Here is a 13941-nt window from a genome sequence, read left to right as displayed (position 1 = left end):
ATCAGAATAAAAGAGACATCAGCCAGAACCCGGCGAAGGTCATCAGCAACGATCCGATCACATGCACCAGAATCGAGGTCATCGCCCAAAGATAATTTCCTGCCTGCAGTAGCGTCACCACCTCCAGCGAGAAGGTGGAAAATGTCGTCATCCCACCGCACAGCCCAGTGGTGATCAGCAGCTTCCAGGCCGGATCAATCCCCGGGTGGCGCACAAACCAGGCCACCGTTGCACCGATAATAAAACCGCCCACCAGATTCACCAGCAGCGTGCCCGGTGGCAGGTTGGGGAACAGGCTATTCAGACGTACAGCCAGCAACCAGCGGATCACACAACCCGCGCAGCCGCCAATCATGACAGCCAGTAATGGTTTCAACATAAAATCCTCAAAAATGGAGAGGAAGGTGCCAACAGGCAAATGATACACGGCCTGATACACCGACCTCTGGTTAAACAGAGTCAGGGTTATCAGGCGTCATCAGCCCCTTACAGGCAGGGCGGTTGGGAAAGGTGGAACACCATCACCTTGTGGCGTTTAAGATAATCAGCGCCCACGGGTTTTGCAAGTGGCCTGTTAAACGGTATCATTGCTGAAAAATCAACAGATTGTTGATAGATAAACATTATGTTGATAACCTACCTCAATCTGTTCTCTTACCCTCGTTGAGTCATTATGACAACCCATTCCCCGGATATTGCCCGCGAACGCGCCCTGATCCTGCAAACCCTGCACGCCGCAATCACAGCCCTGGGCAGCGTGGTTGGGCGTAATACAGAAATCGTTCTGCATGACCTGGAACACCCGGAAAAATCGGTGCTGGCCATCACTCACGGTCATATCACCGGCCGCGTGCCAGGCAGCCCGGTACTGGCTGTTCCCTTAGAGGATCAGGGGCTGCGCGCGCTGCTCAACGATAACGCACAGGTGAGCAATACGACGCCGACAGTGATCCCTGACTATCCCACCCGGGGTAAAAACGGCCAGGCCCTGCGCAGCGCGACCGCACTTTATCGTGACAGCAATGGTCAGCCGTTTGCCGCCCTCTGCATCAATACTGATAACAGCGAGCTGCTGGCGGCGAAACGCTGCCTTGATAACCTGCTCAACGCAGATGCGCCGCCTCCTCAAACAGAAGAGAGCGTGGATATGGGGCAGCTCATGGCGGATATCATTGCCGACTCGCTGAGTGAACTGAATGGCAACCTGCGCATGTCGCGTAAGCAGGCCAAACTGGCGGCGGTTCGAAAAATGCAGGATCGCGGCATGTTTATCGTCAAGGGCGGGATTGAGAAAGCCGCAGCGGCGCTCGGCGTGACCCGCTACACCATTTACAACTATCTGGATGAAATCCGCGACGAACAGTCAGGAAGCACCTTATGAGCCTGCATATCACCACCCCGCTTCTCTCTTCACGCCCGTTAAGCCTGCTGACAGGCCGCGAAGTGATGCTGAAAATGGAGGCATTACAGCCGCCCGGTTCCTTTAAAATCCGTGGCATTGGCCTCGCCTGCGAAACCTGGCAGCGCCGGGGGGCACAGCGTTTTGTCTCTTCGTCAGGGGGCAATGCCGGTTTGGCCGTGGCCTGGGCCGGGCGCCATCTCGGTGTGCCCGTCACCGTTGTGGTGCCGGAAACCACCCCGTTGCGGGCACAGGAGCTGTTGCGGCAGGAGCACGCTGAGGTGATCGTACATGGTAGCTCCTGGCAGGAAGCGAATCAGTATGCACAGTCACTGACGGGCAAACAGGATGCGTTTCTGCATCCGTTCGACGATCCGCTGCTGTGGCAGGGGCACGCAACGATGATTGATGAAGTGGCGCAGAGCGGGATGAAACCTGACGCTGTGCTGCTGTCGGTGGGCGGTGGCGGCCTGCTGGCAGGCGTGGTGGCCGGGCTACAGCGTAATGGCTGGCAGGACGTTCCGGTGCTGGCCGTTGAAACAACAGGCGCCGCATCTTTCCATGCGGCGCAGGCCGCCGGGCACAGCGTCGAACTGGCGGAGATCCGCAGTATTGCCTCTTCGCTGGGCGCAAAGCGGGTGTGCGACCAGGCGCTACGCTGTGCCGGTGAACATCCGATACACAGCCTGCTGGTGTCTGATCTTGCCGCCGTCACCGCCTGCGAACGCTTTCTTGACGATCACCGGGTGCTGGTAGAACCGGCCTGCGGGGCCAGCCTTGCGGTGGTTTATGACCAGCATCCGCAGATCGCCGCTTATCAAAACCTGCTGGTCATTGTCTGCGGTGGTGCCACCAGCAGCCTTGAACACCTGCAAAAGATGGCCGCCGCACTGCGCGGCTGACCCTCAGTCCAGTTCGTACTGAACGGATAACTGTCCTTTCTTCTCTTTGGCACTGGTGATGCGCACCAGGCCAACCTGCGCGGTCGACAATACGTGCGTACCGCCGCAGGCGTAAGCAGGCAGCGTTCCCCAGGTGACTTTACGCATCCCTTCCTGCTCACTCAGCACGCGAGGCAAATCTGCCGCTACCAGTGCCTGGATTATGCGCGCCAGTTCTGCCACGTCCACGGCTTTTACAGGCTCTTCTCCCGGCGTAAAAACAATGCGCCCGGCACCGGGGCGATGATCACCTTTGGTGGCATACCAGCCAAACTGCTCGCCGACAACACCGATCAAATGCCCGGCCGAGTGCATGCGGGTATGGTGCGCGCGCACCTGCCCGTCAACCCTGATCGCCACAGGCCCGAGCGGCACGCTGGCTGCCAACAGATGGATCACCTGCCCCTCTTCCTGGCTGGCTTTCACCACCTCAATCCCCCCCAGCGTTCCCTGGTCAGAGGGCTGCCCACCGCCCTGCGGATGAAACAGCGTTGAGGAGAGGATCACCCGGTACTGACCATTGTCATCCGGCTGGCAGCTGATCACTTCGCTGGTCATTTCGAGGCTGTCGTTGTGGTAATACGCTCTGTCCGTCATCAATCAGGTTCTCAACAGTGAGGAGATTATCGCCCAGCAGGTTAGCATTCCACTCCAACAAACTAAACAAAATGTTGAAATTTAATCTCTGAAATCTTGATTAATCAACAAAATAGATAAATAGCGTCTATGACGCTCTGTTCCGCTTAAAAGGGGAAATTTGTCAGCGAATTCAGCAGTTTTTTATCTCGCGATTTTAGTCCATGCTGGATGCCACTCCCTTCACAGAGACAATCCGATGACCAAAAATCTGAATAAAGACACCCAGGTCTGCATGTCACTGGCGGCACGGCCCGGCAATTTTGGCACCCGTTTCCATAACTATCTCTATGACGCCCTCGATCTCGATTACCTCTACAAAGCGTTTACCACCAAAGACTTAAGCGCGGCGATTGGCGGCGTACGGGCGCTGGGTATCCGTGGCTGTGCCATTTCAATGCCGTTTAAAGAAGCCTGCATTCCCCTGCTGGATGAGCTGGATGCCTCCGCGAAGGCCATCAATTCAGTCAATACCATCGTCAATACCGAGGGTTACCTGAAAGCCTATAACACCGATTACATTGCCATCTATAACCTGTTAAAACAGTATCAGGTCCCCACAGGACTGACCTTCGCCTTGCGTGGCAGTGGTGGCATGGCAAAAGCGGTGGCCTGCGCCTTAAAAGACAGCGGTTTCCATCAGGGTTATATTATTGCGCGTAACGAAACCCGTGGGCGCGAACTGGCGGCTCTGTACGGTTTTGAATGGCGTGCTGACCTGGAAGGACTACACCCTGGGCTGCTGATCAATGCCACGCCTACCGGAATGGCGGGTGGTGCAGATGCCGATGCATTGTCATTTGATCGCGCGACTATTGATGCCGCCAGCGTGATTTTTGACGTGGTGGCGTTGCCGGAACTGACACCGCTGGTGCAGTACGCGCGCAGCCAGGAGAAGACCGTCATTACCGGTTCTGAAGTGTTTGCCATTCAGGCAGTGGAACAGTTTGCGCTGTATACCGGCGTTCGGCCCGATGATGCGCTGTTCCGCAAAGCGGCGGCGCATGCGCGACAGAGATAGATGACGTGTGGGCTGCCCTGCCGGGCGGCCCGTTCAGCGTTTATCCATCACCATTTTGACCGCCAACCCGGCCAGTACCGTTCCCATCAGCCAGCGCTGGGCTTTCTGCCAGCCGGGGCGGCTGGCAAGGAAGGCGGCAATAGTGCCAGCGGCAAAAACAATCAGGCTGTTCACCAGCATACTGGTGGCGATCTGCGTGAAGCCCAGCGTCAGGGATTGCGCCAGGACATTGCCCTGTTCCGGGTGGATAAACTGCGGCAACAGGGTGAGATAGATCACCGCCGTTTTGGGATTCAGCAGATTGGTCAGCAACCCCATAGTAAACAGCTTACGCGGGCTGTCCGGTGGCAGATCGCGCAGCTGAAACGGGGATTTCCCCCCGAACAGTGCCTGCCATGCCATCCACAGTAAATAGGCCGCACCGGCTAAGCGCAGTGCGTCATAAGCCATCGGCACCGCCATCACTAACGCCGTAATCCCCAGCGCAGCGCAGACCATGTAAAACATAAAGCCCAGCGCCACGCCGCACAAAGAGATATACCCGGCCCTGCGCCCCTGACAAAGGGAACGCGAGATCAGGTAAATCATATTGGGACCGGGGGTTAACACCATCCCAAGGGCGATGGCGGCAAAGGGTAAAAGCTGGGAAAGCGTAACCATTTCAACCGCCTCTTTTTATCCGTTAAACACGCACCGTATCGTCGCCATACGCCACCCACTTATAGGTGGTCAGTGCTTCCAGGCCCATCGGGCCGCGGGCATGCAGCTTCTGGGTACTGACCGCCACTTCAGCGCCAAGACCAAACTGGCCGCCATCGGTAAAGCGGGTGCTGGCGTTGACGTAGACGGCCGATGAATCCACTTCGTTAACGAAGCGGTCAGCATTCTGAATGGTGCGCGTCAGAATCGCATCAGAGTGCTGCGTGCCGTACTCACGGATATGGGCTATGCCCTCATCCAGTGAATCCACCAGCTTGACGTTCAGATCCAGTGCCAGCCACTCATCGCGATACTGCGCTTCAGTGACCGCACTGACGCTGGCCGGGCCATTGCTTAACAGCGGCAGCGAGCGTGGATCGGCATGCAGGCTGATCCCTTCCTGCGCCATCCGGGCGCTCAGGGCAGGCAGGAACGTGTCGGCAATCGCCGCATCAATCAGCAGGGTTTCCACCGAGTTACAGGCGCTTGGCCGCTGCTTTTTGGCGTTAACGATCACCTTCAGTGCCGCATCCTGTTCAATGCTGCGATCAACATAGATATGGCACACGCCGATACCGCCGGTGATCACCGGAATGGTGGACTGCTCACGGCACAGCTTATGCAACCCGGCACCCCCGCGCGGGATCAGCATATCCACGTAGCGATCGAGCTTCAGCAGTTGATTCACCAGCTCACGGTCCGGGCTTTCAATTGCCTGCACCGCACCCGCTGGCAAACCGTGCTGTTCCAGAGCATCCTGAATCACCCGCACGGTGGCACCGTTGGTGCGATACGTCTCTTTGCCACCGCGCAGGATCACCGCATTACCGGTTTTCAGGCACAGGCTGGCAACGTCCACGGTCACGTTCGGACGCGCTTCATAAATCACGCCGACCACACCCAGCGGCACGCGGCGGCGCTCAATACGCAGCCCGCTGTCCAGCTTACCGCCGTCGATCACCACACCCACCGGATCGGCCAGACGGCACACCTGGCGTACATCATCGGCAATCCCTTTCAGGCGCGTCTGATCCAGCATCAGGCGGTCCAGCAGTGCGGCACTCATGCCGTTCTGACGTGCATCCGCCAGGTCGAGTTCATTGGCGGCCAGAATGGATGCGCTCTGCGCTTCCAGATGGTCAGCAATCGTCATCAGCACCTGATTTTTCTGTGCGGTCGACAGCACCGACAGCTGATACGAAGCGGCCTTGGCGGCCTTACCCATTTGTTCAAGCATGCGTATTCCTTAAGAAACAATCATATCGTCGCGGTGTATCGCCACCGGACCATATTCATAACCTAAAATTTCGCTGATCTGCTGGGAGTGATGCCCGGCAATCATCCGCATGGCGTCACTGTTATAGCGTGATACGCCGTGGGCAACATCACGCCCCTGTAAGCTGCGAATACGGATCACTTCACCACGGGAAAAGTTGCCGCTAATTTCACGGATACCTTTTGGCAACAAGGAGCTACCGCGTTCCAGAATCGCTGACAGCGCCCCATCATCCACCACCAGCTCACCGGCCGGAGGCGCACCGAAGATCCAGCGTTTGCGGTTCTCCAGCGGGGTTTCAAAAGCGTGGAAGCGGGTGCCAACCGGGTTGGAGGCAATCACATCCCCAATCACGCCAGGAAGGTTACCGGCCGCAATAATGGTATCAATACCGGCGCGACAGGCCACATCCGCCGCCTGGAGTTTGGTCGCCATACCGCCCGTTCCCAGGCCTGAAACACTGTCACCCGCCAGCGCACGCAGCGCATCGTCAATACCGTGAACATCGCGGATCAGTTCGGCTTCCGGATTATTACGCGGATCGGCAGTAAATAATCCCTGCTGATCGGTGAGCAGCAGCAGTTTATCGGCGCCAGCAAGGATGGCCGCCAGCGCAGAGAGATTGTCGTTATCACCCACTTTGATTTCAGCGGTGGCGACCGCGTCATTTTCGTTGATAACGGGAACGATATGGTTATCGAGCAGCGCACGCATGGTGTCACGGGCGTTAAGGAAACGCTCGCGATCTTCAAGGTCTGCGCGGGTCAGCAGCATCTGGCCGATATGAATACCGTAGATCGAGAACAGCTGTTCCCACAGCTGGATCAGACGGCTCTGCCCCACCGCAGCCAGCAGCTGCTTTGAGGCGATGGTCGGGGGCAGTTCCGGATAGCCAAGGTGCTCACGCCCTGCCGCCATCGCGCCAGAGGTCACAATCACAATCCGATGGCCTGCGGCATGTTGCTGTGCGCACTGACGCACCAGCTCCACAATATGGGCCCGATTCAGCCGACGCGATCCGCCGGTCAGTACGCTGGTCCCCAGTTTCACCACCAGGGTCTGGCTGCTGCTCATTATTTCCTGCCATTTCGTAAAAAAGAGTACAAAGAAACGTTTTAGCAGGTGTGGTGCCCGAAGCCAACAGCCAGCGCGGGAAAAGGACGAAAAAGCCCTGACCACTTGCTAGTCCAAAAGTTCGCAATTAACAAGAAGTGTTGAAAACTGTAATAAAACTTTAATGGAGAAAGGGTAAAAAGTCCGTGCTTCGAACAGAGCCTTCGGGCCGTTTATTACTTTTACTCTTTCGGGATTGATAGCAAAATGATGAAGAAAAGCGCACTGGCAATCTTAACTGCAGCTCTGGCTCTGTCCACCGCTGCACAAGCCGCAGAAGTCTATAACAAAGACGGCAATAAACTGGATTTCTACGGCAAAGTTAAAGCAATGCGTTACATGAGCGATGCCGACACTAACGCCAGCAACAATGCTGACAAATCTTATGTCCGTATCGGCTTCAAAGGTCAGACGCAGATTAACGACCAGCTGACCGGTTACGGCCAGTGGGAATACAACTTCAGCGCCAGCAACTCAGAAGGCGGTGCTGATGCGCAAGCCGGTAACAAAACCCGTCTGGGCTTCGCCGGTCTGAAACTGAACGATTTTGGATCTATCGACTACGGCCGTAACTACGGTGTGATCTACGACGTGGAAGCCTGGACCGATATGATGCCTGAGTTCGGCGGCACCGGTTACACCCGCGCTGACACCTACATGCTGACCCGTGGTAACAGCATGCTGACCTACCGTAACAACGATTTCTTCGGTCTGGTCGATGGTCTGAAGTTTGCCTTGCAGTACCAGGGTAAAAACGACGCTTCATCAACACGTGCGGGTAACGTGAGTAACGGCGACGGTTACGGCGCGTCCCTTTCTTATAAAATCATTGATGGTCTGAGTGTCAATGGTGCATTTTCTTCTTCTAACCGCCTGATTGCCAATGATACTACGCCAGGCCTTGGCCAGAAAAATGCGGCATTCGGTTCAGGTGACAAAGCGGAAGCCTGGGCAACCGGTCTGAAATATGACAACAACGGTGTGTACCTGGCAACGACCTACGCTGAAACGCGTAACATGAACCCGATCAACAGCGGTGCAACCTTCACTCAGGCTAACGGCACAACAACCGCCGTGTCAGGTTATGTGAATAAACTGTCGAATTTTGAAGTTGTTGCACAGTACCAGTTCGACTGGGGCCTGCGTCCATCACTGGCCTATGTGCAGACAAAAGGCAAAGATATGGAAAATGGCGTTGGCGATGCTGATCTGTACAAATTTGTTGATATCGGTGCGACGTACTACTTCAACAAAAACATGTCTACCTTTGTCGATTACAAAGTTAACCTGTTGAACGACGACAACAAACTGCACCTGAACACCGACGATATCGTTGCTGTGGGTGTGATGTACCAGTTCTAATCCCTTTGGCGCTGTGACACGCCACTGCCACAGCGATAAATGATTTACCCCTCGTTATGTGTCTAAAACAAAGGCTGGAGCAATCCAGCCTTTTCTTATTTGGGGTCAGGAATAAACAGGCAGGACTACGCGGTCAGTTTAACCGGCTGGTCAGCAAAACCGGCTGCCGGGACCAGGCCCAGCTCGATCTCTGCTAACTGCGCCTTTAAACGCTCATGGAAGTTACGTAACGTCTCTTCAAGACGGGCATTATTATCCTTACCCTTTACCGTGCTCGGCTTCCAGTTGCCTTCTTTATCAAACAGACCAAAGTGATACTCATAGGTGAAATGGTCAGTCTGGGCTTCCAGCTCCATCCACCAGCCCCAGAACTCACGCAGTTCCGGTTCAGGTTTCACATTGACGCAAACGGCCAGGCAATCAAAGAAGAAGCGGTCGCCTTCGCACTTGCCTTCACGGATGTAAGGACCCAAAGAGTGAAAGCGCTTGATCAGCCGACTCTTAGGATGTCCACTCGGTAACGTCATCGTTAAAACCTCCATAATTGAGTCTATAGTTGTAGCAAACTATTGAATATTAGCAACTCATACGTCTAAGCGCTGCGCCAGCCAGTCACAAATGTCACGCAGGCCTTTATCAAAATTCGCCATCGCCGGGGAGGTGTTAATCTTTAACAAACGCCCGGCGCTGGAGGAGTTGGTGATCAGCCGTGATTCTTCTTCCGGGCTAAACGGGTCGTGAGCCCAGTAACCGGACAGCATCGGCGTCGGGCAACGGCGGCCCAGCAGTCCCTGAATTTTCAGTGAGAAACGGCTCAGTTCAGTGCGTAATGCACTGTCGGATGTCCCTGACATGCCCAGGCGACTGGCCAGCATATCCATATACATCTCAGGTACGCGATCCTGTAAGTTGGTATCGCTGAGCAGGCTGTGTACCACTGGCCCGAGACAGGCTACGCCGCGCAGGCGCTGGCTTTCCAGATAAGCCAGTCTGACCGCGACGTTAGCCCCAAAACGGAAACCAAAGGCGGCGACGCGCGTGTGATCAACCCAGGCCACATTTTCCAACTGACGCAGCACCTGCTGGTGCAGGAAGCTGGAATCCTGGGTCAGTTTCCATTTAGAGGAAAATCCCACGGATGGCATATCCAGCGTCAGCATCGCAATGCCACGCGGGGCGAGATAATCATGGAAAAGACGGTAATGGTCGCTTTGCAGCGCATCCAGGCTGCCACACAGCAGCACGGTCGGATAAGGGGCTTTCACGTCCGGCGGCATATGCAGGAAACCGGTCACCGGGCTGCCACCAGCAATAGCGAATTCCAGCGCTTTCAGTTCGCCAGGCAGACGGTGGGTGGCTTCTTCATAAGCGCGGCTGGCCAGCACCTGCGCCTGCTCTGCCAGTTCATCCTCTTTCAGATGTGGATAACCCGCCACGCTGTAAAGGTGTGCCGCATGCAGCCAGTACTGGCCCGCCTGCGCGTCATCGTCACATTCGGTGGCCTTCTGCTGCCAAAGCGCCGCCTGCTTTGACCACTCATAGATCCAGTTGCCACCGCGATAGCCGATGACCGTATCCAGCAGCTGGTCATCGGTATGCTCAACGGTGCTGACGGCGATACGTGCCAGCACTTCACTCACTTCCTGCGGCGTCAGTCCACGCCAGGTCCACAGCAGGCGGTTAATCATGCGATACCAGCCGGCATGGGTTTCACCATCCAGCGCAGACTGAATGCTCAACGGGCGATGATGATGCAGACGTCGCACCAGCGATGAGGTTTCCGGGTGTTTAAAACGCGGTTTGAAGAGTTCTTCGCTGAGGTTTTTCGGCGACATAACAGGGCGTTCCTCTGGCGTACGGGTAGGATTTGAGTCTACCGTAGCAGGGAGTTTCACGCGAAGGGTAAAAACAGACGCGCCCGACAGAATCGGGCGCGTTTTGATCTAACACACTAAATGTTTCTGATAACAGAGTGAATCAATCAGCTTTTTACCAGCGGGGGAAGGTAGGCAATGCCCATGTCCCACGGCTGTTCAATCCAGGTATTTTGCGGGATGTCGATAACATAATCATCCACCAGCGGGCGTCCGGCTGGTTTAGCGAAAATCGTCACGAAATGCGCTTTCGGGTACATCTCACGGATAGCCTGTGCGGTGCCGCCGGTGTCCACCAGGTCATCGATCACGATGAAACCTTCGCCATCCCCTTCTGCACGCTTCAGCACGGTCATTTCGCGCTGGTTATCGTGGTCATAGCTGGAGATGCAAACCGTGTCGACGTGGCGGATACACAGCTCACGCGCCAGTAAGGCGGCAGGTACCAGACCACCACGGCTGACGGCAATAATGCCTTTCCACTGTTCAGCGGGCAGAAGGCGCTCGGCCAGTTTACGGGCATGGATTTGCAGCATGTCCCAGGTGACGATGTATTTTTCACTCATTAAAAGAATCCCGGCCAATGAAATTGGCTTAAAAATTGTGCAAGGGGAGCGGTTGCGCGAAATTATAGTGATCTGAGGCACTAAAAACCAGCCCGCTGCACCTTGTATCCCCCTTTTTTCCTGGGGCATCGTGAGCATGTGTCAGAAATCGGTGATATTCTTTTGCCATCGCGTCAGATTCGCTGACGGGAATTTTCCAACCGATATCAGCGCATGCTTCCTGCCTGCACGGCAGAAAGGGAGTGCTGACACAGGAGAGTTATCGTGTCTGAATTGTCTCAACTATCCCCACAACCACTGTGGGATATTTTTGCCAAAATTTGCTCCATTCCCCATCCTTCTTATCATGAAGAACAACTGGCTGCCCATGTGATCGCCTGGGCGACGGAGCAGGGTTTCTGGAATGAGCGCGACCAGGTGGGTAACATCCTGATCCGTAAACCTGCCACGCCGGGTTATGAAAATCGTAAACCCGTGGCGCTTCAGGCGCACCTGGATATGGTGCCGCAGAAAAACAACGACACGGTGCATGACTTTACCCAAGACCCGATTCAGCCCTGGATCGATGGCGAGTGGGTAAAAGCACGCGGCACCACGCTGGGTGCCGATAACGGTATTGGTATGGCTTCAGCTCTGGCCGTGCTGGCTGATAACAGCCTGGAACATGGCCCGCTGGAAGTCCTGCTGACCATGACCGAAGAGACCGGCATGGTCGGTGCCTTCGGATTGAAAGCAGGCTGGTTGCAGGCCGATATTTTGATCAACACCGATTCCGAAGAGGAAGGTGAGATCTATATGGGTTGTGCTGGCGGTATCGACTTTACCAGCACCCTGCCGCTGACCCGTGAAGCGGTTCCGGCCGGTTACCAAACGGTAAAACTGACGCTGAAAGGCCTGAAAGGCGGTCACTCCGGTTGTGATATTCACGTTGGTCTGGGGAATGCCAACAAACTGCTGGCGCGCTTCCTGTTCTCCCATGCGGCGGATCTTGACCTGCGTCTGGTGGATTTCAGCGGCGGTACGCTGCGGAATGCGATCCCACGTGAAGCCTTCGCCACGCTGGCCGTTCCTGTTGCCAGCCTCGATAAGCTGAAATCGCTGGCAGCCGGCTATCTGCTGACGCTGCAAAATGAGCTGAGCCTGAAAGAGAAAAACATTGCCGTGGTGGTCGAGGATCTGGCCCATGCGGAGCAGGCTCTGAGCACCACCAGCCGTGATGCGTTTATCGCTCTGCTGAACAGCACACCGAATGGCGTGATCCGTCAGTCAGATGTAATGAAAGGCGTGGTGGAAACCTCACTGAACGTCGGTGTGGTGACGTTTGAAGGCAATGAAGCGAAGATCAACTCGCTGATCCGTTCACTGATCGACAGCGGCAAAGAGTACGTGGTGGAAATGCTCACTGCGCTCGGCCAACTGGCCGGGGCGAAAACCCTCGCCAAAGGCAGCTATCCTGGCTGGCAGCCGGACGCCACCTCTCCGGTGATGGCGCTGGTGCGTGAAACCTATGAAAAACTGTTCGATAAAACCCCGAACATCCAGGTTATCCACGCCGGTCTGGAGTGCGGTCTGTTTAAAGAACCGTACCCACAGATGGACATGGTATCGATTGGCCCGACCATCACCGGACCCCACTCCCCGGATGAGCAGGTGCATATTGGAAGCGTTGGCCTGTACTGGCAGCTGCTGACGGCGCTGTTGAAGGCGATCCCGGTTAAGTAATGCTGCGCATAGGATACGGGCGAGGCAGGCCGCGCCCTTACTACAGCATGCCCCGCGCCCTGTCACAATCGCGACACTCGCAGGGGTCAGGTATGCCTGACCCGCCCTTACAATCCCAATAACAATTGCCTTTCCAGCTGCGGGTCCAGCAGCGTCACATGCAATCCCACCAGCCTCACGCCGCGCCCTGCACGCCGTTCATCCCAGCTTTTTCGCGCAATCTCAATCAGATCGGCCTTATTCAGTACCTGCCACACATGCTCCTGCGTGGTCTGCTGGAAATCATTAAACTTCAGCTTTACACCCTGACGGGCAATCTGGCGATCCGGTTTAATCTTATCCAGCCGCCGTGCCAGCTCGTCGTACAGCAGGTCGATAATCTCCAGGCAGGCTTCCCAGCTATGAATATCCTCCGACAGCGTCCGCTCCACGCCGAGGGATTTCCGCTCACGGGTGGTGATCACTTCCCGGTCATCAATGCCATTACTGCGCTCCCACAGCACGCGGCCAAACTTACCAAACCGCCTCAGCAAGGTGACCAGATCGGTTTTTTGCACATCAGCACAGGTGTTCAGCCCCATCTCTTCTAACTTACGCGCCGTGACTTTTCCAACGCCGGGAATTTTCGCCAGCGGCAGGGCCAGCAGGAAGTCAGGCATCTGCTGCGGCGTAATGACAAACTGGCCGTTAGGTTTATTCATATCGGAGGCGATTTTTGCCAGAAACTTAATCGGCGCTATCCCGGCTGATGCGGTGAGATTCAGTTCCTGCTGGATAGTGTCGCGGATCTCACGCGCGATCAGCGTGGCCGATCCCTGGCAATGCTGGCTGTCAGTCACATCCAGGTAAGCTTCATCAAGCGACAGGGGTTCAATCAGGGCGGTATAGCGGGAAAAAATGTCACGAATATGGGCGCTGGCTTCTTTATAGGCGTCATAGCGGCCCCGGATCACCGTCAGGTGCGGGCAGAGCTTAAGCGCCATCGCCGTTGACATCGCACTGTGCACGCCAAATTTCCGTGCAGGATAATTCGCCGTGCTGATGACGCCGCGCTGTTTTTCACTGCCGCCAATCGCGATGGGGATATCACGCAGGCTGGGGTTATCGCGCATTTCCACTGCGGCAAAAAAGCAGTCCATATCCACGTGAATGATTTTACGCATAGCCCCCTCCGATAATACTGTATAAGTATACAGTCAAATAACCAGAGTTCAATATGCAACGGGTCGCACATAAATTAAGGTTTTTATTCTTCGCTATCTTGATAAAAAAATAGACAATGCTAAGGTGACGCAGCGATAGCGGAATTGTCCGATATTGTCAGTACAGACG

14 protein-coding genes and 1 riboswitch are annotated in these 13941 nt (G+C 55.6%); of the genes, 5 read left to right on the top strand and 9 right to left on the bottom strand.

Annotated elements, in window-relative coordinates:
* Nucleotide 1: 1 nt before the first annotated feature.
* On the bottom strand, nt 2-379 hold the full coding sequence (gene crcB, locus WH279_RS08835; protein ID WP_339455901.1) for a fluoride efflux transporter CrcB: 378 nt from the start codon (nt 377-379) through the stop codon (nt 2-4).
* Between the two features lie 83 nt (nt 380-462).
* Nucleotides 463-535, bottom strand: a riboswitch (Fluoride riboswitch).
* A 138-nt stretch (nt 536-673) separates the two neighbouring features.
* On the opposite strand from crcB, the gene WH279_RS08830 reads away from it, so the two are divergent.
* The gene (locus tag WH279_RS08830; RefSeq protein ID WP_339455899.1) at nt 674-1381 is read left to right on the top strand and encodes a helix-turn-helix transcriptional regulator; all 708 of its coding nucleotides are present in this window, start codon (nt 674-676) and stop codon (nt 1379-1381) included.
* Nucleotides 1378-2301 carry a pyridoxal-phosphate dependent enzyme gene (locus tag WH279_RS08825; RefSeq protein WP_339455897.1) on the top strand — a complete coding sequence of 308 codons (924 nt, stop codon included), beginning with the start codon at nt 1378-1380 and terminating at the stop codon, nt 2299-2301. Before WH279_RS08830 ends, WH279_RS08825 begins: the two co-directional genes overlap by 4 nt.
* 3 nt (nt 2302-2304) lie before the next feature.
* Here WH279_RS08825 and WH279_RS08820 read toward each other — a convergent pair whose 3' ends face one another.
* On the bottom strand, nt 2305-2937 hold the full coding sequence (locus WH279_RS08820) for an alanyl-tRNA editing protein (protein ID WP_339455895.1): 633 nt from the start codon (nt 2935-2937) through the stop codon (nt 2305-2307).
* A 238-nt stretch (nt 2938-3175) separates the two neighbouring features.
* Here WH279_RS08820 and WH279_RS08815 point away from each other — a divergent pair, with 238 nt between their 5' ends.
* Entirely contained in the window at nt 3176-3997 is an 822-nt protein-coding gene (locus WH279_RS08815; RefSeq protein ID WP_339455893.1) for a shikimate 5-dehydrogenase, read from the top strand.
* 33 nt (nt 3998-4030) lie between these two features.
* On the opposite strand, the gene WH279_RS08810 is transcribed toward WH279_RS08815, so the two are convergent.
* Genes WH279_RS08810 through proB form a run of 3 tightly spaced genes read right to left on the bottom strand, consistent with a single transcriptional unit; the run spans nt 4031 to nt 7046 of the window.
* A complete protein-coding gene (locus WH279_RS08810; protein WP_339455891.1) occupies nt 4031-4657 on the bottom strand; it encodes a LysE family translocator in 627 nt (208 codons plus the stop codon).
* A gap of 22 nt (nt 4658-4679) precedes the next feature.
* Nucleotides 4680-5933, bottom strand: coding sequence for a glutamate-5-semialdehyde dehydrogenase (gene proA / locus WH279_RS08805; protein ID WP_339455889.1), 1254 nt, complete (start codon nt 5931-5933; stop codon nt 4680-4682).
* A gap of 9 nt (nt 5934-5942) precedes the next feature.
* The gene (gene proB / locus WH279_RS08800) at nt 5943-7046 is read right to left on the bottom strand and encodes a glutamate 5-kinase (protein ID WP_200641299.1); all 1104 of its coding nucleotides are present in this window, start codon (nt 7044-7046) and stop codon (nt 5943-5945) included.
* A 246-nt stretch (nt 7047-7292) separates the two neighbouring features.
* Here proB and WH279_RS08795 point away from each other — a divergent pair, with 246 nt between their 5' ends.
* Nucleotides 7293-8447 carry a porin gene (locus tag WH279_RS08795; protein ID WP_325169030.1) on the top strand — a complete coding sequence of 385 codons (1155 nt, stop codon included), beginning with the start codon at nt 7293-7295 and terminating at the stop codon, nt 8445-8447.
* A gap of 125 nt (nt 8448-8572) precedes the next feature.
* On the opposite strand, the gene crl is transcribed toward WH279_RS08795, so the two are convergent.
* The 3 genes from crl to gpt all read right to left on the bottom strand — a co-directional run bounded on the left by crl (nt 8573) and on the right by gpt (nt 10887).
* Complete coding sequence (gene crl / locus WH279_RS08790) at nt 8573-8974, bottom strand: sigma factor-binding protein Crl (RefSeq protein ID WP_200641298.1); 402 nt, start codon at nt 8972-8974, stop codon at nt 8573-8575.
* A 57-nt stretch (nt 8975-9031) separates the two neighbouring features.
* The gene (frsA, locus tag WH279_RS08785; protein ID WP_133846224.1) at nt 9032-10282 is read right to left on the bottom strand and encodes an esterase FrsA; all 1251 of its coding nucleotides are present in this window, start codon (nt 10280-10282) and stop codon (nt 9032-9034) included.
* A 146-nt stretch (nt 10283-10428) separates the two neighbouring features.
* Complete coding sequence (gpt, locus tag WH279_RS08780; RefSeq protein ID WP_133846223.1) at nt 10429-10887, bottom strand: xanthine phosphoribosyltransferase; 459 nt, start codon at nt 10885-10887, stop codon at nt 10429-10431.
* A 264-nt stretch (nt 10888-11151) separates the two neighbouring features.
* On the opposite strand from gpt, the gene pepD reads away from it, so the two are divergent.
* Nucleotides 11152-12609 carry a beta-Ala-His dipeptidase gene (gene pepD, locus WH279_RS08775; protein ID WP_200641296.1) on the top strand — a complete coding sequence of 486 codons (1458 nt, stop codon included), beginning with the start codon at nt 11152-11154 and terminating at the stop codon, nt 12607-12609.
* A 107-nt stretch (nt 12610-12716) separates the two neighbouring features.
* Here pepD and dinB read toward each other — a convergent pair whose 3' ends face one another.
* The gene (gene dinB, locus WH279_RS08770) at nt 12717-13772 is read right to left on the bottom strand and encodes a DNA polymerase IV (RefSeq protein ID WP_339455884.1); all 1056 of its coding nucleotides are present in this window, start codon (nt 13770-13772) and stop codon (nt 12717-12719) included.
* Nucleotides 13773-13941: the final 169 nt, after the last annotated feature.

This window comes from Erwinia sp. MYb375 (assembly GCF_037479175.1).
Taxonomy (GTDB): Bacteria; Pseudomonadota; Gammaproteobacteria; order Enterobacterales; family Enterobacteriaceae; genus Erwinia; species Erwinia rhapontici.
Note: the sequence above shows the minus strand (reverse complement) of the source record. Positions and strands in the feature narration are given on the sequence as shown.